The sequence below is a fragment of the Pantoea sp. RG18 genome (genome assembly GCF_025910075.1).
Classification (GTDB): domain Bacteria; phylum Pseudomonadota; class Gammaproteobacteria; order Enterobacterales; family Enterobacteriaceae; genus Pantoea; species Pantoea agglomerans.
The window spans coordinates 218,169-238,821 of the sequence record NZ_JAPCIL010000015.1; the positions used below are offsets into that span (position 1 = coordinate 218,169).

Sequence of the window (20,653 nt, forward strand, 5' to 3'; positions counted from 1 at the left end):
ATAACGGTTTACCGGCTTGCTCTGCGGGCGGTTAATAAGATGCAGGTTATAAATGGCCAGCGTCGGCGGGCGCGTTTTGCCTGACCTTCAGGACCAGAAAATACCGAAATTTAATCACTTTCACCCATCGGGTGTTTTCAGATCACTTATCAGACTGTACACAGCACCCGTTTCTCCGCGGGTGGTGAGGAGTTGCACATGTTGCCTGTCACCTGGGATAGCGTCCTGATCTGCGTTTCGCTGATCGTGGCGTTCATTGCCTCTTTTACAGCCCTGGATACCGCCGGACGAGTGGCGGTATCCCGTGGCTGGAGCGCCCGGTTCTGGCTGTTGGTGGGCGGCATCGCAATGGGGATTGGCGTCTGGGCAATGCACTTTATCGGGATGCTGGCGATGATCTTGCCGATGATGATGCGCTATGACACGCGGCTGACGATCCTCTCGCTGCTGGTGGCGATCCTGGCGTCTGTGCTGGCTTTTGGCCAGACGGTGGGTGGCCTGCATCTCACCCGCCAGCGGCTGCTGCGCGGCACGCTGATCCTAAGCGCGGGTGTGGTGGTCATGCACTATCTTGGTATGTATGCCCTGCTGATTGAACCGCAACCGGAGTGGAATGCGCTGCTGGTGGCGCTCTCTGTGCTGATTGCGTTTGCGGCCTCTGGCCTGGCGCTGTGGCTGGCCTTTCATCTGCGCCAGGGCGATCATCATCTGATGCTGATGCGCGGGCTGGCCTCTCTGGTAATGGGCATCGCCATCGCCGGTATGCACTATGTGGGTATGGCGGCAGCAGAGTTCAGCCACAGCAGTATGATGCAGCCGCACGGCGTCAGTAATGCGGGCCTGGCGGTGTGGGTAACGCTGATTACCCTGACTATTCTGGGTATCACTCTGCTGAGTTCGATGCTGGATGCGCAGCTACGCGCCGCGCGTCTGGCGACCCGCCTCAATCGCGCTAACCAGGAATTGCGTCAGCTGGCGATGCATGACAACCTGACCACGCTGCCCAATCGTGTAATGCTGGAGCAGCAGCTCGATCTCGCCATTAAACAGGCGATGCTTAATGAGCATCGCTTTGCCGTGATCTATATGGATCTCGATGGCTTCAAAGCGGTCAATGACACATGGGGACATCACGTCGGTGACCGGTTGCTGGTGGCGGTGGCGGAACGGCTGTGTAGCCAGCTCAGCAACACGATGCTGCTGGTGCGTCTGGGGGGCGATGAATTTGTGCTGATGGCTGAGTGCGATATCAGCGCAGCCCGCCAGCTGGCGCAAAAACTGGTTAAAGTCATCAGTTCGCCGTTTGAACTTGATCGCTATGTGCTGCACGTTTCACTCAGCGCGGGCATTGCGATCTTTCCGCTGCACGGTCGCAACCGGCAGGAGCTATTGTTTAATGCTGATGCGGCGATGTACCACACCAAACACAGCGGACGAAACGGCTGGTGCCTGTTTGAACCGGCCATGAGCGCCGCGACGCAGCATCAGCTGGAGCTGGCGAACGATCTGTGGGAGGCGATAGAGCGCGAGCAGATGCGGCTGTTCTATCAGCCCAAATTCTGTTCCGGCGGCACCAGGTTAATGGGATTCGAAGCGTTGTTGCGCTGGCAGCATCCGCAGCGCGGTTTACTGACGCCTGAGCTGTTTCTGCCGCGCGCCGAAAAAACCGGTCAGATTATTGCGCTGGGTAACTGGGTGATCGGGGAGGCCTGCCGTCAGCTCAGGATATGGCACAGCCAGGGCCACAGTGACTGGACGGTATCGGTGAATCTCTCCGCGTTGCAGTTTCACCAGCGTGATTTGCTGACTATCCTGACGCAGACCCTGGCGCGTAACCAGCTGCCAGGCAGCGCGCTGATGCTGGAGATCACTGAAGCGATTGCCATGCGCGATCCCGCTTTCAGCCAGCAGCGCATTCGTGAATTGCAGCAGGCGGGTGTCAGCGTCGCGATTGATAACTTCGGCATCGGCTATGCCAACCTGCTGCATCTCAAAGATCTGGATGCCAGTGAACTCAAAATTGATCGCAGCTTTATCAACTGCCTGCGGCCCGGCAGTGAAGATGCGACCGTAGTCAGCGCCATGCTGACCCTGGCGCAGAGCCTCAATCTGCGCATGGTGGCGGAAGGGGTGGAGACTGAAGAGCAGCAGCATTTGCTCACCAGCTTAGGCTTTGATGCGTTGCAGGGCTATCTGCTGGGCAAGCCGACGCCAGCGGACCGGGTTGAGGCGCTGAGTTTTCCCTCACTGCGACAGCCGGTGGCGTCACTGTCCGGCTGACTGTATTGACAGCAACGATAGATTTCATCACTCAGAATGAGTGGAAGGATGCAGGGTTCGCGGCTCATTAACCGCCGGGCTGTGCCGATAACTAAGAGAATAATTTTAAAACCCTCTGCCCAACCACAAGCTCTGCTTTCGCGGGAATGCACTATGTTAGCGACCTCATACGACTCTTTTATCGTCATCGTCTCCGTTCTTGTCGCGATGCTGGCTTCGTTCACCGCCTTAGATATGGCGGGACGGGTGGTGCATTCAACCGGCAAAGTTGCGCTGGTCTGGCTGTTCGGCGGCGGTTTTTCCATGGGCATCGGCATCTGGGCGATGCACTTTATCGGCATGCTGTCGATGAACATGGAGATGGTCATGAGCTACAACGCCGGGCTCACCGCCTTTTCTGCGGCCATCGCGGTTTGTGCGTCGATATTTGCGCTGTGGCTGGTCTGCAATGGCGATCTGCCTTTGCCGCGCCTGGCGGGCGGCGCGCTGATCCTCGGCAGCGGCGTAGTCGCGATGCACTACACCGGCATGGCGGCGCTGATGTTCTCCCCCGGTATCGTCTGGAAATGGAGTTGGGTGGCGCTGTCGGTAGCGATCGCCCTGGCCGCCTCTGGCACCGCGCTGTGGCTGGCGTTTAACCTGCGGGAAGGACAGACCAGTCGGGTCACCCTGCTGCGCATTGGCGCATCGGTGGTGATGGGCTGTGCTATTGCCGGCATGCACTACACCGGCATGATGGCGGCAGAGTTTCCCGTCCACAGTCATCCGGTCGGGCAGGGCGTCAACAGCAACTGGCTGGCGATTCTGGTCACGGTGGTCACTATTTCGATTCTGGGCATTACCTTGCTGGTGTCGATGCTGGATGCGCGGATGCAGGCGCGTACCTCGATTCTCGCCAGTTCGCTGGCTGAAGCCAATCGCGAGCTGGCACAGCTGGCGCTGCACGACAACCTGACGCGACTGCCCAACCGCATCCTGCTGGAGGATCGGCTGGAGCAGGCGATTAACAAAGCGAACCGTGAGCAGAGGCAGTTTGCCCTGATGTTTATGGATCTCGATGGGTTTAAGGCGGTCAACGACGCGTTCGGGCACCACATTGGCGACAGTCTGCTGGTCGGCGTGACCGAGCGCATGAGCGAGCAGATGACCGGCTACTTCACGCTGGCGCGGCTCGGCGGTGATGAGTTTGTGCTGCTGGTAGAGATCGACGATCCCAATGATGCGGCGGCCATCGCCGATAAGCTGGTCAAAGCGGTGGATCGCCCGTTTGATATCTCACGCTATGAGCTGGTGGTATCGCTGAGTCTTGGCATCGCGGTCTATCCCGGCGATGGCGTGGATGAGCGCGAACTGATGTTCAACGCCGATGCGGCGATGTACCACACCAAAAATAATGGCCGCAACGGCTACACCTTCTTTCAGCCTTCAATGAACATTCAGGCCCAGAGCCAGCTTCAGTTGAATAACGATCTCTGGCAGGCGCTGGATCATGATGAACTGCGCCTGTTCTATCAGCCAAAATATTGCGCGCCGAGCGGTCCGATTCTCGGTTTTGAGGCGCTGCTGCGCTGGCAGCATCCGCAGCGCGGCCTGCTGTCGCCCGATAAATTTCTGCCAATGGCAGAAAAGACCGGAATGATTGTCAATATCGGCAACTGGGTAATCCATGAAGCCTGTCGCCAGCTGCGCCAGTGGCATCTGCAGGGCCATCCGCACTGGTCGGTGGCGGTGAACCTGTCGGCGTTGCAGTTTGAGCAATCGAATCTGGTGAAGACGGTGGTGGATGCGCTGGAAAAACATCAGATTCCGGCCGAACTGCTGACGCTGGAGGTGACGGAAACCACCGCGATGCGCGATCCCGATGAGAGCGTGCGTATTCTGACTGAGCTGACCCAGCTCGGGGTGAAAGCTTCAATTGATGACTTTGGCACTGGCTACTCCAGCCTGCTCTATCTGAAACGGCTACCGGCCAGTGAACTCAAGATTGACCGGGCCTTTGTGAATGAGCTGCAGCATCACACAGAAGATGCCACCATCGTGTCGGCGATAGTGGCGCTGGCGCAGTCGCTGCAATTGAAAGTGGTGGCCGAAGGCGTTGAAACCGCTGAGCAGCAGGCCTTCCTGACCAGCCTGGGCTGTAATACGCTGCAGGGCTATCTGCTGGGCAAGCCGGTTCCCCCGGAGCGGGTGCCGGAGCTGGCTGATTATGTGGTGGCAGAAATTGAAGAGGCGATTGCGGAAGTGAGTCTTAATGCCGAAGCCGAAGCCGGGCAGCCGCTGACGCCGCAGGTCGCTGTGATCTGACCTGCCTGAAGCCGTGAAGAATCAGCGCAATCGGATAAAGCGATTCGCGCTGCCTGTCATTGGTCGCCGTGCGTGGTAAAGTCTCGCGGTCAGACTATTCACGGTCAAACAAGGAGAGGTCACCCGTGGCGAAATACCAGCGATTGATGGATGAGATTCAGCAGCAGATAGAGGCCGGCATCTGGCTGCCGGGCACCCGTCTGCCGTCATTGCGTCAGCAGGTCGCGCAGCAGGGTGTCAGCCTGATGACGGTGCTGCATGCCTATGAGTTGCTGGAGAGTCAGGGCTGGATCGTCTCCCGTCCACAGTCGGGTTACTACGTTGCACCGCGTGCCTTAGCACCCGCGCCGCTGAGCGTGGCGATCAGTGAACAGGTCGATATCAACGACTTTGTGTTTGATGTGCTGCAGGCCACGCGCGATCCGGCCATCGTGCCGTTTGGCTCCGCCTTTCCCGATCCCGCACTCTTTCCGCAGCGCCAGCTGATGCGCTCGCTGGCTAACGTCTCTCATCATCTGACCCCAACCGATGCGCTGCACAATCTGCCGCCCGGCAACGCCACGCTGCGACAGCTGCTGGCGCAGCGCTATGCGCGTCAGGGCATCACCCTGTCGCCGGATGAAATTGTCATCACCAGCGGGGCGCTGGAGGCGCTGAACCTCAGTCTGCAATCCCTGACCGAGCCGGGCGATTATGTGGTGATTGAACAGCCGAGTTTTTATGGCGCGCTGCAGGCGATAGAGCGGCTTAAGCTCAAGGCGCTGGCAATTCCGGTCGATGCCAGAAATGGCATCGACCTCGTCCAGCTGGAGGAGGCCCTGCAGCGCTGGCCGGTGAAAGCCTGCTGGCTGATGACCACCCTGCAGAATCCGCTGAGCGTAACCTTAACGCCGGAACGCAAACAGCAGCTGGTCGCCCTGCTGGCGCGTTATCAGGTACCGATGATTGAAGATGATGTCTATGCCGAACTCTGGGCGGGTGATGCGCCGCCGCTGCCGGCGAAAGCCTGGGATCGCCAGGGGAACGTGCTGCACTGCGGCTCATTTTCAAAGTCGCTGGTGGCAGGATTCCGCGTCGGCTGGGTCGCGGCGGGACAGCATGCGCAGCGTATTCAGCGGCTGCAACTGATGAGCACGCTCTCTACCAGTGCGCCGATGCAGCTGGCGCTGGCCGATTTTCTTGCCACGCGGCGTTACGACACCCATCTGAAGCGGCTGCGGCAGATTCTGGCGAAGCGACAGCAGATGGTGCGCCAGGCGTTAATGAAGGTGCTGCCGCCGCAGGCCACGGTCAGCGAAGCGCGTGGCGGCTATTTTCTCTGGGTGACGCTGCCGGAAAGCATCAATACGACCCGGCTCTATCAGCGGGCGCTGGCTCAGGGGATCAGTATTGCACCGGGGCAGCTATTTTCGGCAGGTGAGCAGTTCAGGCACTGCTTCAGGTTAAATACCGCCTGGCCGTGGGATAGTCGGGCCGAGGCGGCAATCGTGAAGCTGGGTCAGCTGATGGCGGAAGGGCAGGCGGATTAAACCCGCGCCGCTTCCTGATGGCCCCAGGTCAGGTAGTAGACATCATAGAAGTCCACTTCCCCTTTTTGCGTCAGCAGACGCTGGATACCGCTCTTCACACGTTCTGGTGTCTCAGGCAGCGACAGAATGCGTGAGATTGCCTGTTCGCGCACCGGCTGAATGTAATACCACTCGCCGTTGTAGCAAACGCGCAGGTCGAGGGCATCGATATCTTCAAAGCGATATTTCGGGTTGATATCCAGCAGCATCAGCACACTCATCACCAGCACAAACACGGTGGCAAACCAGAAGGCGGGCCAGCCGAGCATCTCGGTGGTGAAAATCAGCGCCACGCACAGGCCGTAGCAGAGATACATTACTGCCCAGAGACCAGGGTGGTTCTTCAGAAACGAGAGGCTGAAACGCGGCAAATTGTCGCGACGTTCTTCGCGGTTAAGCAGGGCGATCTCGTCAATCAGGATTTGTTTAATAGCGTCCATTTGTTACCTCACTGTCATCTGTTAGCTATTACAACAGATAACAGTCAAGCATATCAGAAACAGATCTGTGCTTTTTTTATATAACAGTTTATACAACAGTGCCCGGGGCGTCGGGCTGCGGCGCCTGTGTGACTTTCCGCCTGACATTTTGCAACACTTTGCCGCAGTAAGAACCGCTATCCGCCGTCGCGCAGGCACACTCCGACCCTATAGTTAACGACACATTTGGCTTTAGTCAGCAATATCAGTCAATTATCTCAATTGTGTCGTCTGGCGCACATTGCATTGTACCGCGGGTTTGCCACACTTAGAAAAACATCGGAGAACCTGTATGCGTGCCTCATCCTCCAGTCTGCTATTAATGATGTCCTTTGCCGCTGGCACCTTCTCGGCCGGGGCCTCTGACAATCCTCAGCATCTGATGCTCGCCAGCCCGTCGGGCGGTGTACCCAATAACCCGTTACCTCTGATTATCTGGCCGCGCGTGGTGCCGGAAGAGGAGGAGATCGCTGCGTGGTTTGAGAAAACCTTTGAGGAGAACGGCTGGCCACCCGCCTGGCGCTATCCGATCTTCCCATACACCCATTATCATCCTAATACCCATGAACTGCTGGGCGTCGCTGAAGGCTGGGCGGAAGTGCTGTTTGGCGGCGACAGTGGCCGCATGGTGACCCTGCGCGCAGGCGATGCGGTCCTGATTCCGGCGGGTGTCGGCCATCGGCAGGTCAGCGCCAGCGAAGATTTTATGGTGATAGGTGCCTATCCGCACGGGATGTCGCCGGAGACGCTGCGCGATGAGCCCGCGAAGCTGAAAATGGCCCAGGAGCAGGTAAAAAAAGTGCCGTTGCCGACGCAGGATCCCTTTACCGGCAAAGAGGGCGCATTAACCGAGATCTGGCAGCCGATTGCGGCGCTCACCGCCCAGCAGTAAGCCACGGGGCGAGCACGCCCCGATGCCGCTCCGCCAGCCCGGCTTTCGCGTCCCGTAAGCCTGGCTGTCACCGGGCTGTCATCAAACTGTCGTAGCGTTTTGCCCAGCATGTTAACGGCAAAGGCAGAGTAAGATGGCGGCAATATCGTTAACCGGACTGAGCAAAGCGTTCGGCGCGCAGCCGGTACTGGACGCGATTTCGTTACAGATTAACCAGGGCGAGTTTGTCGCCGTTCTTGGGCCTTCTGGCTGCGGCAAAACCACCCTGCTGCGCCTGCTGGCCGGCTTTGAAACGCTCGACAGCGGTGAAATCCGCATCGGTGAACGTCAGGTTGCCGCAGACGGGCTGCACCTGCCGCCGGAAGCCCGCGAGCTCGGCGTGGTGTTCCAGAACTACGCTTTGTGGCCGCATATGACGGTCGCGGAGAACGTCGGCTACAGCCTGAAGGTGAACGGTGTGGCGCGCGCAGAACGCGAACTGCGCACCACCCAGGCCCTGACGCTGGTCGGGCTGGATCGCTTCGCCGACCGCCGACCCGCCGATCTCTCCGGTGGTCAGCGCCAGCGCGTGGCGCTGGCTCGCTGCCTGGTGGCACGGCCGACGCTGGTGCTGCTGGATGAGCCGCTGGCTAACCTCGATGTCCATCTGCGCGCCACCATGGAAGAGGAGTTCCGCCGCTTCCATCGCCACAGTGGCGCCACCTTACTCTATATCACCCACGATCAACGCGAAGCGATGGCACTGGCCGACCGCATCGTGGTGCTCGAACACGGCAGAGTGATGCAGTTCGCCAGCCCGCAGACCCTGTGGCGCGAACCGGCTAATGAGATGGTGGCGACCTTTATTGATGAGGGGCGGGTGCTGCCGGTCAGCGACATTGAGCCGCTCGATCCGGGTCAGGCAACCGCCACGCTCTGCGGGCTGCGGGTTTTGCTGCGCTGCTCGCCTCACCAGCGCCCGCTGCCACACGGCAAAGCCAGCTTCCACAGCGTCAGTTTTCACCTCGCCGCTGAGGGAGAGCGGCAGTTTGCCGCCCGCGTTGAGCGCATCATCTTTCGCGGTGGCTACCATCAGATCAACCTTCGACCGCTTAATCAACCGGATGTCAGCCTGTCGCTGACGCTTAATGATGCTGCATTACTGGCGGTGGATGACACCGTCGGCGTCGCCGTCGATGACGGCTGGATTCTTCCTGCATAAAGGGTTTCAGAAACCATGAAAACGGCTTTTCGTACTCCGCTTCACGCGCTGTTGTTGCTGTCGGGCCTGGCGGCCTCAACCCTGTTGCAGGCGGCCGACGCGCCCGGCGGCAAGCTGGTGGTTTACACGTCGCAGGCACCTGAAATTGCGCAACAGACCATCGATGCGTTTAAGGCCGCGTATCCGGCGGTGGAGGTGGAGTGGACCCGCAACGGCACCACTCAACTGATGAACGTGCTGCGCACGGAGATGATGAGCGGCCAGGTCAAACCCGATGTGCTGCTGGTGGCCGACGCGATCAATCTGGGCGCGCTCAAGAAAGAGGGGCAGCTCTATTCATATCCGGCCGCCCCGGTCAGCCACCTGAAGCCTGCCTATTACGATGTGGATAAAACCTTTTTCGGCACCAAAATTATCGCCACGGTGATCGCCTATAACACCCAGCGTGCGAAGCCAGTCAGTAGCTGGAAAGCGCTGGCAGTAGAAGAAAACAGAGGCCAGATTGCGGTCCCCAGTCCCCTCTATTCCGGTGCGGCGCTCTATAAGCTGCATACCGATATCCATACCCCGTCGATTGGCTGGGCGTTCTATCAGCAACTGGCCGCCATCGGCATTGCGCCACAGGGCGGCAATGGACCGGCGCTGAAAGCGGTTGCCAGCGGCATGGATAAGTATGGCGTGATCACGGATGCCGATATTATCCGCGCCAAAAAGCAGGGATCGCCCATCGATCTGGTCTATCCGCAGGAGGGCGTCTCCTATGTGACCGAGCCGGTGGCGATCATGAAGTCGGCGCATAATCTGCCGGCCGCCAAAGCCTTTGTTGATTTCATGCTGTCGGAAGCAGGACAGCAGCTGGTGGCGAAGCAGGGCAACCGGCCGGTCGATGCCCGCGTGGCGGCACCCAGTGGCTTTGCGCCGATTGAGCAAATCACGCTGCTGACGCCGGATGTGGCAAAAGCGGTGGCCGAGGATGCTCAGGTCCGCGAAACCTTTACTGAACTGTTTGGCGGCTGATCGTGAGCGTGCTGGGCAACGAATGGCGAAGAGGCCAGGCCGCCAGGCATCGCAGATGGCGGGCGGAACCGCTGGTGCTGGGCGTACTGGTTCTGGTGATTGGCCTGCTGTCGGTGGCACCCTTTGCCCGGCTGATGGGAACCGCGCTGGCACCGGATGGCATACTGGATAGCGATCGCCTGCTGAGATTGCTGACCAGCCGGCGGGTGCTCAGTGCCACGCTGAATACCCTGGCGATCGGCATCAGCGCGACGCTGCTGTCGCTGCTGCTGGGAACGGTGGCCGCCTGGCTGGTGGCGCTCACCGATTTGCGTGCCAAAGCGGCCTGGGTATTTGCCTTTATCCTGCCGCTGATGATCCCGCCGCAGGTGACTGCGCTGGCCTGGATACAGGCACTGGCACCGGGCAGTCTGCTGGCCACAGCGGTGAATGCGCTGGGCGGGACATGGCTGGCACCCGGTCAGCAACCGCTCTATACCGCGACCGGCATGGTGCTGCTGCTGGGCCTGCACAATGCGCCGCTGGTGTTCCTCACGGTGCGGGCTGGCCTGCGTCGACTCCCCGCCGAACTGGTGGAGGCGGCCCGTATCAGCGGCGCATCACCCCGGCAGATTCTGTTCACGGTGATCCTGCCGCTGGCGCGCCCCGCGATCTTCGCCGGGGCGGCGCTGGCGTTTGTCGCTGCGGTCGGGAATTTCGGTATCCAGGCGATGCTGGGTATTCCGGCGCGGGTGCCGACGCTGATTACGCTGGTTTATCAGCAGCTCAATACCCTCGGCCCCGGTGCGCTGCCCAATACCGCCGTCTACTCGATGCTGATTGCGCTGATCACCCTCGCCGGGATGCTGATTAGCGGCTGGCTGGGCGGACGACGCGATGTCCGGGTCAGCGGATCGCCACGACCCTGGCACCAGCCGCTGCGGCGCGCGCGACTGCCGGGCGAAATCATCGCCTGGCTGTGGATGGTGATCACCTTGCTGCTGCCGCTCAGCGCCTTGCTGACCACCGCCTTAACCCGCGGTTTCGGTCAGGCTCTGAACTGGCAAACCCTGACGCTGGAGAATTTTCAGCAGGCGCTGTGGGGCTATCCGGCGATACGGCAGGCGTTCTTTACCAGCCTGTGGCTCACCGGCCTGACGGCGCTGCTGCTCAGCGTCATGGCACTGTTCCTGGCTTTCTTTCTCAGCTGGCATCGTACCCGGCTGGTGCGGGGGCTGGGATTCGCCAGCGAGCTGACCTATGCGCTGCCCGGCATTGTCACCGGCGTGGCGGCGATGCTGTTTTTCCTGCGGCCACTGCCGCTGCTGGGATTTTCTCTTTACGGAACGGTGTGGATTATTCTCGCGGCCTATCTGGCCAATTTCCTGGCGCTGGTGTTAAGGCCGACGCTGGCCGGGTTCGCGCAAATCGAACCGTCACTGGATGAGGCGGCGCGCTTATGCGGCGCGGGTCTGATGCGGCGGATGACTGACATCCTGCTGCCGCTGGCGGCACCTTCTGTGCTGGCCGGTGCGCTGCTGGTGTTCCTCACCGCGCTGAATGAAATACAGGTTTCAGTGCTGCTGGTTACCGCGCAAACCCAGACGCTTGGCCCGACCATTATTTTCCTGGACGAAGGCGGATCGGCGCCGCTGGCGGCGGCGGTCGGATGCCTGATGATTGGGATCGTGCTGGGCTTAATGCTACTGGCCTCACGACTGACGCGCCGTCTGCCGCAGGGAGTCCTGCCATGGCAAGCCTGACGGTGATCAGCGGCGTCGGCGGAAAACTGCCGGCCGCTTTCCTGCTGGAGATAGAGGGATACCGACTGTTATGGGATTTAGGTGCCGGGCCGGAGCCGGGCGTCCGGCCCGCAGTGGTCGCCATCGGCCAGGTCGATGCGCTCTGCCTGACCCATTCCCATGTGGATCACGCGGCGGCGCTGGATAGCTGGGCCGACATCGGTTCACCGCCGGTCTATGCCAGTGAGATCACCTGGCAGCAGCTGGGCGAGGCTGGCGTGCCGGCTCAGGCGCGACGCATCCTGCCATTGCGCGGCCAGTGCGCGCTGGGGCCGCTGAATCTCTTTACCGGTCGCAGCGGGCATTCGCCAGGATCGATCTGGTTTCATCTGCCGATTGCAGGTGGCATCACCTATATGGGCGACTGGAGTCGCGAATCGCTGCTGTTGCCGTTTGATTGCCCGCCACGCGCACGGCTGTTGATTACCGATGGTTCCTATGGCGACCGCAATCAGCGACTGGCGCAGCAGATCGACGCGCTGGCCCTGGTGGCACAAGGGGGCGCCGTGGTCACCGCGCCGCTGCACGGGCGCGGCCCTGAGATGGCGCTGCAGCTCAGCGCTCGCGGGCTGCCGGTAGTGATGTGTCCCCAGGTGCGCGAAGAGGTGGCGCAGTTGCTGGCGCTCAACAGCCTGCCCGCCGCGGCGATGCTGGCGCTGGCCCGGTTATTGCGCGTCGCAACACCCGACCACTGGCGACCGGATACGGTAATTGTCGCGGCGGATGCGGTGGCTGACAGCGGGCTGGCGGCGCAGCTCAGCCATCAGCCCGACTTTCGTCTGATCTTAAGCAGTCACGTTTCCAGCGGCACCCGTGCCTTTGAGATGCTGCAATCCGGCATGGCACGCTGGCTGCCGTGGAATGTGCATCCGCCGCTCGACGATCAGCTGGCGCTGATCAGACAGACGGCGGCCCAGAAAGTGATCCCGGCGTTTGTCGCGCCGCAAGAGTGCCAGCAGCTGATGAGCCAAAGTCCGGCAATGCTCTGCTGGCAGCACCGTTATTCGCTCTCCTCGCGCTGGGAGCGGGTCGCCTGACGCGCCGCCACCGCGGAGTCATTGAACATTTACTCGCCGCTGCCGATAAACCCCTTATAAACACTGATTAATCTTCTTAATGCGCTTGTCATCTCAGCTCTTTTCGGCTGTAGTCTGCGCACGCTATTAAGAACATTCCTAAGCCGTCATCCGGCTACAGAGCAGCAGGCTAATCACAATGGATAATAACTCTGAGGTCATCTATCGCATGCTGGTACAAAGCGTGAATGATTACGCCATCACTATGCTAAAACCTGACGGTATCATCGGCAGCTGGAATCAGGGTGCTCAGCGCACGATAGGCTATACGCCAGACGAGATGATTGGCTGCAGCTTCGCTCTGTTGTATAGCGAAGAAGATCGCCGCCGGGGCCTGCCGCAGCGTGGGCTGGATATGGCTGCGACTGCCGGACACCATGAAAGCGAAGGCTGGCGCTATCGCAAAGATGGCAGTGCTTTCTGGGCACACGAGACGATCGACCCGATACGCAATGACGCCGGTCTGCTGGTGGGATACGCCTGTATTACCCGCGACTGCACTCAGCAGCAGGAGCAGCAGCGCAAAGAGCGGGAGCAGGAGATGCGCTTCCGCCTGCTGGTGGAGGGCGTTACCGATTACGCTATCTATATGCTCGATCATGACGGCAACGTGGTGAACTGGAATGCCGGGGCACAGCGCGCCAAAGGCTATGTGGCGGAAGAGATTGTCGGCCAGCATTTTTCCCGCTTCTACAGCGCCCAGGATCGCCTGAACCGTGTCCCGGAGCAGAACCTGCAAACCGCTTATCGCACCGGCCGTTTTGAAGATGAAGGCTGGCGCTACCGCAAAGATGGCAGCGCCTTCTGGGCGCATGTGGTGATCGACACGATCCGCGACGATCAGGGCAAGCTGCTGGGCTACGCTAAAATCACCCGCGACTGCACTGAACAGCAGCGCGTCCGCAGTCAGCAACGGGAGCAGGAGCAGCGTTTCCGTCTGCTGGTTGAAGGGGTCACCGATTACGCCATCTATATGCTCGATGTCGATGGCGTGGTGGTGAACTGGAATGCCGGTGCGCAGCGTGCCAAAGGGTACAAAGCGGATGAAGTGGTGGGTCAGCACTTCTCGCTGTTTTACAGTTCCCAGGAGCGGCTGAACCGCATCCCGGAAGCGAATCTCGGTATCGCGCTTAAGACTGGCCGTTTTGAAGATGAGGGCTGGCGCTACCGCAAAGATGGCAGCGCCTTCTGGGCGCATGTGGTCATCGACGCGATCCACGATGATGACGGTAAGCTGGTCGGCTTCGCTAAGATCACCCGCGACCGCACGGAACGCCGTGAGCAGGAGCAGCAGGTGCTGCGCGCCAGGGATCTGGCTGAAGCCCAGAGCACCCAGAAAACCGCGCTCTCTAAATTCCTGGATAATATCATCGCCAACATTCCCTCCTGCGTGATTGTTGAAGATGCGATCACCCGCGAGATCCTGCTGGTTAACGACCGCACTCAGCAGCTGTTTGGCCTGTCGAAATCGCTGATCGTCAACAAGCGCCCGCACGAATGCATGTCGCCCGAACTCAGCGATTACTTTAATAATCTGGCGGATGTTGCGCTGCGCAGTGAGGGCATGCATGAACGTGAGCAGTTGCTGATGACCGCCAGCGGCGAACGCATTCTGCATACCCGCGCCACCGCGATTAACGGTCAGGATGCGCGACGTAACTACCTGATGCTGCTGGTAGAAGATGTCACTGACCAGCGCGCCGCTGATGCCCGTATTCACCATATGGCGCACCACGACAATCTCACCAGCCTGCCGAACCGCATTCTGTTCCGCCAGCGTCTGAGTGAAGCCTTGCGCACTGCCGGTCAGATACAGCGCCAGACCGCCGCGCTCTGCCTTGATCTCGATAACTTCAAAAATGTGAACGATGCGCTGGGCCATCAGATTGGCGACGAGTTGCTGCGCAGTGTGGCTAAGCGTCTGCGTAACGCGCTGCGTGACCAGGATACTCTGGCGCGTATCGGAGGCGATGAGTTCGCCATCGTGCTGCCTTCGGTGGCCAGTAATGAAGAGGCGAGCATTGTGGCGCAGCGCCTGATTGAGGCGATTCGCCCGCCGGTCAACGTTGAAGGCCATAATCTGTCGGTCGGGCTCAGCGTGGGGATTGCGCTCAGCACCACCATCACCAATACGCCGGAGCAGCTGCTGCGCTGTGCGGACATGGCGCTGTATGAAGCCAAACGCAACGGTCGCAACCGTTATGAGCATTTCACGCTGGAGATGGACGATGTGGCGCGCAGTCGACGCCTGATTGAAAACGATCTGCGCGATGCGATTAGCGGCGGGCATCTGCGGCTCTACTATCAGCCCATCACCAACGGCGATAACCGCACCATCATTGGCTATGAGGCGCTGATGCGCTGGCATCATCCGATTCGCGGGCTGATCATGCCCAACGACTTCATCCCGATCGCTGAAGAGACCGGCCTGATTCATATGCTGGGGGCGTTTGCACTCTACGAAGCCTGTCGCGAAGCGGCGAGCTGGGAAGGGGAGCAGTCGGTCTCGGTCAACCTCTCACCGTTGCAGTTTAAAAACAGCTCGCTGGTGCCGGTGGTGGAAGGTGCGCTGAAAGAGTCGGGTCTCGATCCGGCGCGGCTGGAGGTTGAGATTACCGAATCAGTGCTGCTGGATGATTCGCTGGGTAATATCCGTACCCTGCAAAATCTCAAGGCGCTGGGCGTGCAGATTGCGCTGGATGATTTCGGCACCGGCTATTCGTCGCTGAGCTATCTGCGATCTTTCCCGTTCGACAAAATCAAAATCGACAAATCCTTTATCAATGATATGGGTGACAGCCGCGAGGCGCTGGCGATTATCCGCGCCATCACCGGCATGAGTCGCAGTCTTGATATCCAGATTACTGCCGAAGGGGTGGAGAGCGATGAGCAGTTCGCTAAGCTGCGCGATGAGGGCTGTACCCTGTTCCAGGGCTTCCTGTTCGGACGGCCTCAGCCGTCGGAACTGCGGCTGAAAACGCTGGGTTAATCCGCGCCGTGTTAATCCATACCGTGTTAATCCATACCGTGTTAATCATAGAGGCCATGCTGCTGGACCGGCGCATGGCTGAGATTATCGCGAATGCGCCGCACCGACTCGCGCACCACCAGCCTGCCATTCAGCAGCAGGCTGCCGGTGGGTGTGCCGGGATTCAGTCGCATCTCCTGCAACATTCTCACTGCCGCTGCGCCCAGCTCATCACGCGGCACCTGCACCGAGGTCAGCGGAATATCGTGGATAGCGGCCAGGTTAAAGCCATCCATACTCATCACCGAAATATCCTGCGGCACCCGCAGACCGGCCTGCTCCAGCGCAGTGACGGCGCCCGCCGCAATGTAATCACCGCTGGCGAGAATCGCGGTCGGGCGCAGCGCATCAGGACAGTGGCGCAGATATTCACTCAGCCGCTCCGCCGCTTCATTGCTGCTGAAGCTGTTCAGGGTCAGCAGATGCTGGCGGCTGTCAAACCGCAGGTTCATGGCATGCCAGGCGTCGCGCACCCCCTGCAATCGCTGCTCCATGGTGTAGCGGCGTAAGCAATGCAGCGACAGGATCTGCCGGTGTCCCTGCTCAAACAGATAGCGCGCTGAGAATTCACCAATCAGCTGATGATGGGGTGAGACTGAAGGCAGGCGCATTCGGCGATCGCGGGCGTTAATCAGCACGCAGGGTTTGTTCATCTCCGCCGCCAGCTGATGAATATGCTCATCATCAATGCCGATCAGCAGTGCCGCTTCGGTCTGCTGCATCTTGTCGATAAACAGCGCGGCATCACTTTCCACCTCCTCCAGCGGGCAGTAGCGCAGCCGCACCTCATGCGGCTCCACCGCCTGGCTGATCCCCTGAATCACTTTGTAGTAGAAGATGTCACTGCGTACATCAAAGGCGCGCGGCGGGGCAAAAACCATCAGGTTATTCAGCAGCAGGCGACCACTATGCAGGTTGTTTAGCACGCCCTGTTGCTGCGCCACGGCCAGCACTTTGTCACGGGTGGCGGGCCGGGTATTGGCTTTACCCGCCAGCACCCGCGACACCGTACTGATGGAGACGCCGCTGAGTGCCGCAATTTCGCTTACTTTCAGCCTTTGTTTCATTCTGTGATCGCCTTCAAATCTGCTGATGAAAAATTTTTCATAACATGCTGAATCGCGTCAGATAAGCGTTTCAGTGCCATTTTCTGCCGGGATTCAGCCTGCCATGAAAAGCGTTGCAAAAAAGTGTCTGTACCCACGTTTCGCACTTTTCTAAGTTCGTTACAGGACACGCGGTACGCCAGCAGGCGGTGTGCGTCATCAATGGCAATCAGGAGTGGCACAATGAGCCTCGAATCAACAACCAAACCCATCAGTGCATCCCGCACGGTGCGCGTGATTAAAAATTTACGCTGGTGGATGCTGGGAATGTTCCTGCTGGGTGTAACCGTCAACTACATCACCCGCAACTCGCTCGGCATTCTGGCACCGGAACTTAAAAACAGTCTGCACATGACGACCGAACAGTACTCCTGGGTGGTGGCGGCGTTTCAGCTGGCCTATACCCTGTTTCAGCCAATCTGCGGCTGGCTGATCGATGTGATCGGACTGAAGATGGGCTTCCTGATCTGTGCGCTGATCTGGTCGGTGACCTGTCTGCTGCACGCCGGTGCGGGAAGCTGGCTGCATCTGGCATTGCTGCGCTTTGTCATGGGCGCCTCTGAGGCGGCGGCAACGCCCGCTAACGCCAAAGCGATCGGTGACTGGTTTCCGAAAAAAGAGCGCCCGGTCGCGGCGGGCTGGGCGGGCGTCGGCTTTTCGATTGGTGCCATGCTGGCGCCACCGATTATCTATGTCGCACACATAACGTTTGGCTGGCAGGGCGCCTTTCTGCTGACCGGCGGGCTGGGCCTGCTGTGGGTTGGACTCTGGTGGTGGGGCTATCACTCGCCTGAGAGCCATCCTCGTCTCTCTGATGAGGAGCGGGCCTTTATTAATCAGGACAACGAAGCGATCGGGGAAAAACTGCCGTTCTTCACCGCGCTGAAAGTGATTGGTAAAGAGAAGAAATTCTACGGCATCGCCATCCCGGCTTTTCTGGCCGAACCCGCCTGGGCGGTACTGAGCTTCTGGGTGCCGCTCTATCTGGCCAATGAGCGCGGCATGGATCTCAAGCAGATCGTGATGTTCGCCTGGCTGCCGTTTCTGGCTGCCGACCTCGGCAGCGTCGCCAGCGGCTATCTGACCAAAATCTATGTGCGCTGGTTTGGTCTCACCCGCGTCAATTCGATTGTCGCCAGTTCGGTGACCGGCGCACTGCTGATGGTCTCCCTGGCGCTGATGACGCTGGTAAAAGATCCCTGGCTGGCGATCGCCCTGATCTCGGTCGGTGGCTTCGGCCATCAGGTGATCTCCTGCATGCTGAGCGCGCTGGTGGTGGAGCGTTTTGATCGCCGCCAGATGGCCACGGTCAACGGCATGCGCGGCTCCTGCGCCTGGATCGCCAGCTTTATCTTCTCGCTGATTATCGGTGTCACCGCCGATACCATCGGCTTCAATCCGCTGTTTGTGGCGATGGGCTTCTTTGACCTGATTGGTGCCGTTTTCCTGGTGATGCTGGTCGCCGAACGCCGCCAGCGCCCTGCTAACCCATAAGGATATCGCGATGAAAACCCTGAAGAACTGGACGCTGCATCAGCAGGCCGATCACTTTGTTGAACTCAAGGTCGAAGATCGTCACTTCCTGCGGCTTTACGTGCTGGAGGATAAGCTGATGCGCGTGCTGCTGAAGCGCGACGGTGAGCTGGCGCTGAACCGCACCTGGAGCATTGCCCCTGTCAGCGACGTGCCCTGGCAGGGGCGGGATCGTGAGGCGCTGGATGGCTTTACGCTGCCGGCATTTAAGGTTGAACACGATGCGGAGCAGTTGCTCATCAGCACGCAACGGCTGCGTGTCACGGTGCATCAGCCGCTCTGCCTGAGCTGGGAGCAGTTTGATGGTGAGAGCTGGCAGCCGCTGGCCGCCGACCGTCACACCGGTGCCTATCTGCTCAATGCACACGGCGACGGGGTCGAGCACTATCAGCGTCGCCAGCCGCAGGATCGGGTTTATGGCCTGGGCGAGAAGAGCGGCGACCTGAACCGCGTTAACCGCCGTTTTGAGATGCGTAATCTGGATGCCATGGGCTACAACGCCGCCAGCACCGATCCGCTCTATAAACATATTCCGTTTACCCTGACGCAGCGCGATGGCGTCAGTTTTGGCCTGTTTTATGACAACCTGAGCAGCAGCTGGCTCGATCTGGGGAATGAGCTGGATAACTACCATCTCCCTTATCGTCGCTACCGCGCCGAGGCGGGTGATCTCGATTACTACATGATGCTGGGCCCGACGCTGCTCGACGTCACCAAAGCCTTTGTGCGTCTGACCGGTCGCACCCTGTTTCAGCCGAAGTGGAGCCTGGGCTACAGCGGGTCCACCATGCACTACACCGACGCGCCCGACGCACAACAGCAGCTGCAATCCTTTATCCGTCTGTGTCGCGAGCATGAAATTCCCTGCGACTCGTTCCAGCTCTCATCGGGTTACACCTCGATTAACAACAAGCGCTACGTCTTCAACTGGAACTACGACAAAGTCCCGAATCCCAATGCGCTGAGCGACGCGTTTCATACTGCCGGAATGAAGCTGGCGGCCAACATCAAGCCCTGCCTGCTGCAGGATCATCCGCGCTATCAGGAAGTGGCCGCGCAGGGGCTGTTTATTCGTGACTCTGAGCAGGATCGTCCTGAGCGGTCGGTGTTCTGGGACGATGAAGGCTCGCACCTCGACTTCACTCATCCGCAGGCGGTGCGCTGGTGGCAGGAGAATGTCACCCGGCAGCTGCTGGAAAAGGGCATCGATTCCACCTGGAATGACAACAACGAATATGAGGTGTGGGATGGCGAAGCGCGCTGTCACGGTTTTGGTCAGCCGATCGCCATCAAGCATATCCGGCCGGTAATGCCGTTGCTGATGATGCGCGCCTCAATGGAAGCCCAGCAGCAGTTTGCACCGGACAAACGCCCTTATCTGATCTCCCGTTCCGGCTGCGCCGGGATGCAGCGCTATGTACAGACCTGGAGCGGCGATAACCGCACCAGCTGGCAAACCCTGCGCTACAACATCCGCATGGGACTGGGGATGAGCCTCTCCGGGCTGTTTAACGTCGGGCACGATGTCGGCGGCTTCTCGGGCGATAAGCCGGATGCCGAGCTGTTTGTGCGCTGGGTTCAGAACGGCGTGATGCACCCGCGCTTTACTATTCACTCCTGGAATGACGATCACACGGTAAACGAGCCCTGGATGTACCCGGAGGTCACGCCGATGATCCGCGAGGCGATCCGGCTGCGCTATCGCCTGATGCCCTACCTCTATAACCTGGCGTGGCAGGCCAGTGTGGGAGATGAGCCGATGCTGCGCCCGACCTTCCTCGATCACGAGCAGGATCCGCTGACCTATCAGGAGTGTGATGACTTTATGCTGGGGCGCGATCTGCTGGTCGCCAGCGTAGTAGAGCAGGGCGCGCGCAGTCGTGAAGTCTATCTGCCCCGTAACCGCGGCGGCTGGTATGACTGGCACAGCGGCAAGGCGTTTGCGGGCGGCGAGACCATCACGCTGGATGCGCCGCTGGATCGGCTGCCGCTGCTGGTAAGGGCCGGTGCGGTGATCCCGCTGGGCGAGTGCGAAAGCACCACCGATGCGCGGCGCGATACGGTGCGGCAATGGCAGCTATGGCCTGCCCCCGAAGGTGTGCAGACACAAGGCGAAATGTTTGATGACGATGGCGAGAGCCACGGCTGGCAACAGGGGAATGCGCTATGGCTTCGCTGGACGCTCTGCAGCAGCGCCACGCGTATCGACCTGACGGTGGAAAAACGTGGAGATTACCAGCCAGCCTGGCGGGAGATCGCGCTGTTACTGCCTGCGGGGGAAAGCCGTGAACTGTGGGTGAATGGCGGGAAAGCCGCGAGTTACCGGCTGGAATAGCGGTGCAGTGGTGTCAGCAAGACGGCAATAAGATCGGCCCCGAAAAGGGGCCG

The 20,653-nt window shown here is 59.8% G+C and carries 14 protein-coding genes; 11 read left to right on the forward strand and 3 right to left on the reverse strand.

Annotated elements, in window-relative coordinates; genetic code table 11:
• Positions 1-198 precede the first annotated feature (198 nt).
• The 3 genes from OK409_RS17325 to OK409_RS17335 all read left to right on the forward strand — a co-directional run bounded on the left by OK409_RS17325 (position 199) and on the right by OK409_RS17335 (position 6,113).
• On the forward strand, positions 199-2,280 hold the full coding sequence (locus tag OK409_RS17325) for a putative bifunctional diguanylate cyclase/phosphodiesterase (protein ID WP_264367275.1): 2,082 nt from the start codon (positions 199-201) through the stop codon (positions 2,278-2,280).
• Between the two features lie 153 nt (positions 2,281-2,433).
• Positions 2,434-4,584 (forward strand): putative bifunctional diguanylate cyclase/phosphodiesterase, encoded by a 2,151-nt coding sequence (locus tag OK409_RS17330; protein WP_061703102.1) that lies wholly within the window; start codon positions 2,434-2,436, stop codon positions 4,582-4,584.
• 125 nt (positions 4,585-4,709) lie between these two features.
• Complete coding sequence (locus OK409_RS17335; protein WP_010249003.1) at positions 4,710-6,113, forward strand: PLP-dependent aminotransferase family protein; 1,404 nt, start codon at positions 4,710-4,712, stop codon at positions 6,111-6,113.
• Here the strand turns inward: OK409_RS17335 and OK409_RS17340 are convergent.
• Positions 6,110-6,592, reverse strand: a complete 483-nt coding sequence (locus OK409_RS17340; protein WP_010249002.1) for a YlaC family protein — start codon at positions 6,590-6,592, stop codon at positions 6,110-6,112. The genes OK409_RS17335 and OK409_RS17340 overlap by 4 nt on opposite strands.
• Before the next feature lie 331 nt (positions 6,593-6,923).
• Here OK409_RS17340 and OK409_RS17345 point away from each other — a divergent pair, with 331 nt between their 5' ends.
• The 6 genes from OK409_RS17345 (at position 6,924) to OK409_RS17370 (ending at position 15,587) form a co-directional block, all read left to right on the forward strand.
• Positions 6,924-7,523, forward strand: a complete 600-nt coding sequence (locus OK409_RS17345) for a cupin domain-containing protein (protein WP_010249001.1) — start codon at positions 6,924-6,926, stop codon at positions 7,521-7,523.
• 133 nt (positions 7,524-7,656) lie between these two features.
• Positions 7,657-8,724, forward strand: coding sequence for an ABC transporter ATP-binding protein (locus tag OK409_RS17350; RefSeq protein ID WP_033769858.1), 1,068 nt, complete (start codon positions 7,657-7,659; stop codon positions 8,722-8,724).
• A gap of 15 nt (positions 8,725-8,739) precedes the next feature.
• Positions 8,740-9,741: an ABC transporter substrate-binding protein gene (locus tag OK409_RS17355; RefSeq protein WP_187505889.1), complete on the forward strand. Its 1,002-nt coding sequence runs from the start codon at positions 8,740-8,742 to the stop codon at positions 9,739-9,741.
• Positions 9,742-9,743: 2 nt separating this feature from the next.
• Positions 9,744-11,483: an ABC transporter permease gene (locus OK409_RS17360; RefSeq protein WP_122457714.1), complete on the forward strand. Its 1,740-nt coding sequence runs from the start codon at positions 9,744-9,746 to the stop codon at positions 11,481-11,483.
• Positions 11,471-12,559, forward strand: a complete 1,089-nt coding sequence (locus OK409_RS17365) for an MBL fold metallo-hydrolase (protein ID WP_264367276.1) — start codon at positions 11,471-11,473, stop codon at positions 12,557-12,559. The genes OK409_RS17360 and OK409_RS17365 overlap by 13 nt, the downstream gene beginning before the upstream one ends.
• Positions 12,560-12,737: 178 nt before the next feature.
• Entirely contained in the window at positions 12,738-15,587 is a 2,850-nt protein-coding gene (locus OK409_RS17370; RefSeq protein ID WP_010671103.1) for a bifunctional diguanylate cyclase/phosphodiesterase, read from the forward strand.
• A gap of 41 nt (positions 15,588-15,628) precedes the next feature.
• Here OK409_RS17370 and OK409_RS17375 read toward each other — a convergent pair whose 3' ends face one another.
• Together OK409_RS17375 and OK409_RS17380 are read right to left on the reverse strand one after the other, a co-directional pair.
• Positions 15,629-16,693, reverse strand: coding sequence for a LacI family DNA-binding transcriptional regulator (locus OK409_RS17375; protein ID WP_010248992.1), 1,065 nt, complete (start codon positions 16,691-16,693; stop codon positions 15,629-15,631).
• Positions 16,690-16,944 (reverse strand): hypothetical protein, encoded by a 255-nt coding sequence (locus OK409_RS17380; protein WP_033770027.1) that lies wholly within the window; start codon positions 16,942-16,944, stop codon positions 16,690-16,692. The genes OK409_RS17375 and OK409_RS17380 overlap by 4 nt, the downstream gene beginning before the upstream one ends.
• Here OK409_RS17380 and OK409_RS17385 point away from each other — a divergent pair.
• Positions 16,916-18,226 (forward strand): MFS transporter, encoded by a 1,311-nt coding sequence (locus OK409_RS17385; protein WP_031593879.1) that lies wholly within the window; start codon positions 16,916-16,918, stop codon positions 18,224-18,226. The two genes, OK409_RS17380 and OK409_RS17385, sit on opposite strands and share 29 nt — an antisense overlap.
• Positions 18,227-18,236: 10 nt before the next feature.
• Positions 18,237-20,600 carry a glycoside hydrolase family 31 protein gene (locus OK409_RS17390; RefSeq protein WP_264367277.1) on the forward strand — a complete coding sequence of 788 codons (2,364 nt, stop codon included), beginning with the start codon at positions 18,237-18,239 and terminating at the stop codon, positions 20,598-20,600.
• The last annotated feature ends 53 nt before the right edge of the window (positions 20,601-20,653 follow it).

Excerpts from the sequence above, each read along its gene's own strand:
- OK409_RS17325 (WP_264367275.1), top strand. The coding sequence starts at position 199 with ATGTTGCCTGTCACCTGGGATAGCGTCCTGATCTGCGTTTCGCTGATC.
- OK409_RS17330 (WP_061703102.1), top strand. The coding sequence starts at position 2,434 with ATGTTAGCGACCTCATACGACTCTTTTATCGTCATCGTCTCCGTTCTT.
- OK409_RS17340 (WP_010249002.1), bottom strand. The coding sequence starts at position 6,592 with ATGGACGCTATTAAACAAATCCTGATTGACGAGATCGCCCTGCTTAAC.
- OK409_RS17345 (WP_010249001.1), top strand. The coding sequence starts at position 6,924 with ATGCGTGCCTCATCCTCCAGTCTGCTATTAATGATGTCCTTTGCCGCT.
- OK409_RS17350 (WP_033769858.1), top strand. The coding sequence starts at position 7,657 with ATGGCGGCAATATCGTTAACCGGACTGAGCAAAGCGTTCGGCGCGCAG.
- OK409_RS17355 (WP_187505889.1), top strand. The coding sequence starts at position 8,740 with ATGAAAACGGCTTTTCGTACTCCGCTTCACGCGCTGTTGTTGCTGTCG.
- OK409_RS17365 (WP_264367276.1), top strand. The coding sequence starts at position 11,471 with ATGGCAAGCCTGACGGTGATCAGCGGCGTCGGCGGAAAACTGCCGGCC.
- OK409_RS17370 (WP_010671103.1), top strand. The coding sequence starts at position 12,738 with ATGGATAATAACTCTGAGGTCATCTATCGCATGCTGGTACAAAGCGTG.
- OK409_RS17375 (WP_010248992.1), bottom strand. The coding sequence starts at position 16,693 with ATGAAACAAAGGCTGAAAGTAAGCGAAATTGCGGCACTCAGCGGCGTC.
- OK409_RS17385 (WP_031593879.1), top strand. The coding sequence starts at position 16,916 with ATGAGCCTCGAATCAACAACCAAACCCATCAGTGCATCCCGCACGGTG.
- OK409_RS17380 (WP_033770027.1), bottom strand. The coding sequence starts at position 16,944 with ATGGGTTTGGTTGTTGATTCGAGGCTCATTGTGCCACTCCTGATTGCC.
- OK409_RS17390 (WP_264367277.1), top strand. The coding sequence starts at position 18,237 with ATGAAAACCCTGAAGAACTGGACGCTGCATCAGCAGGCCGATCACTTT.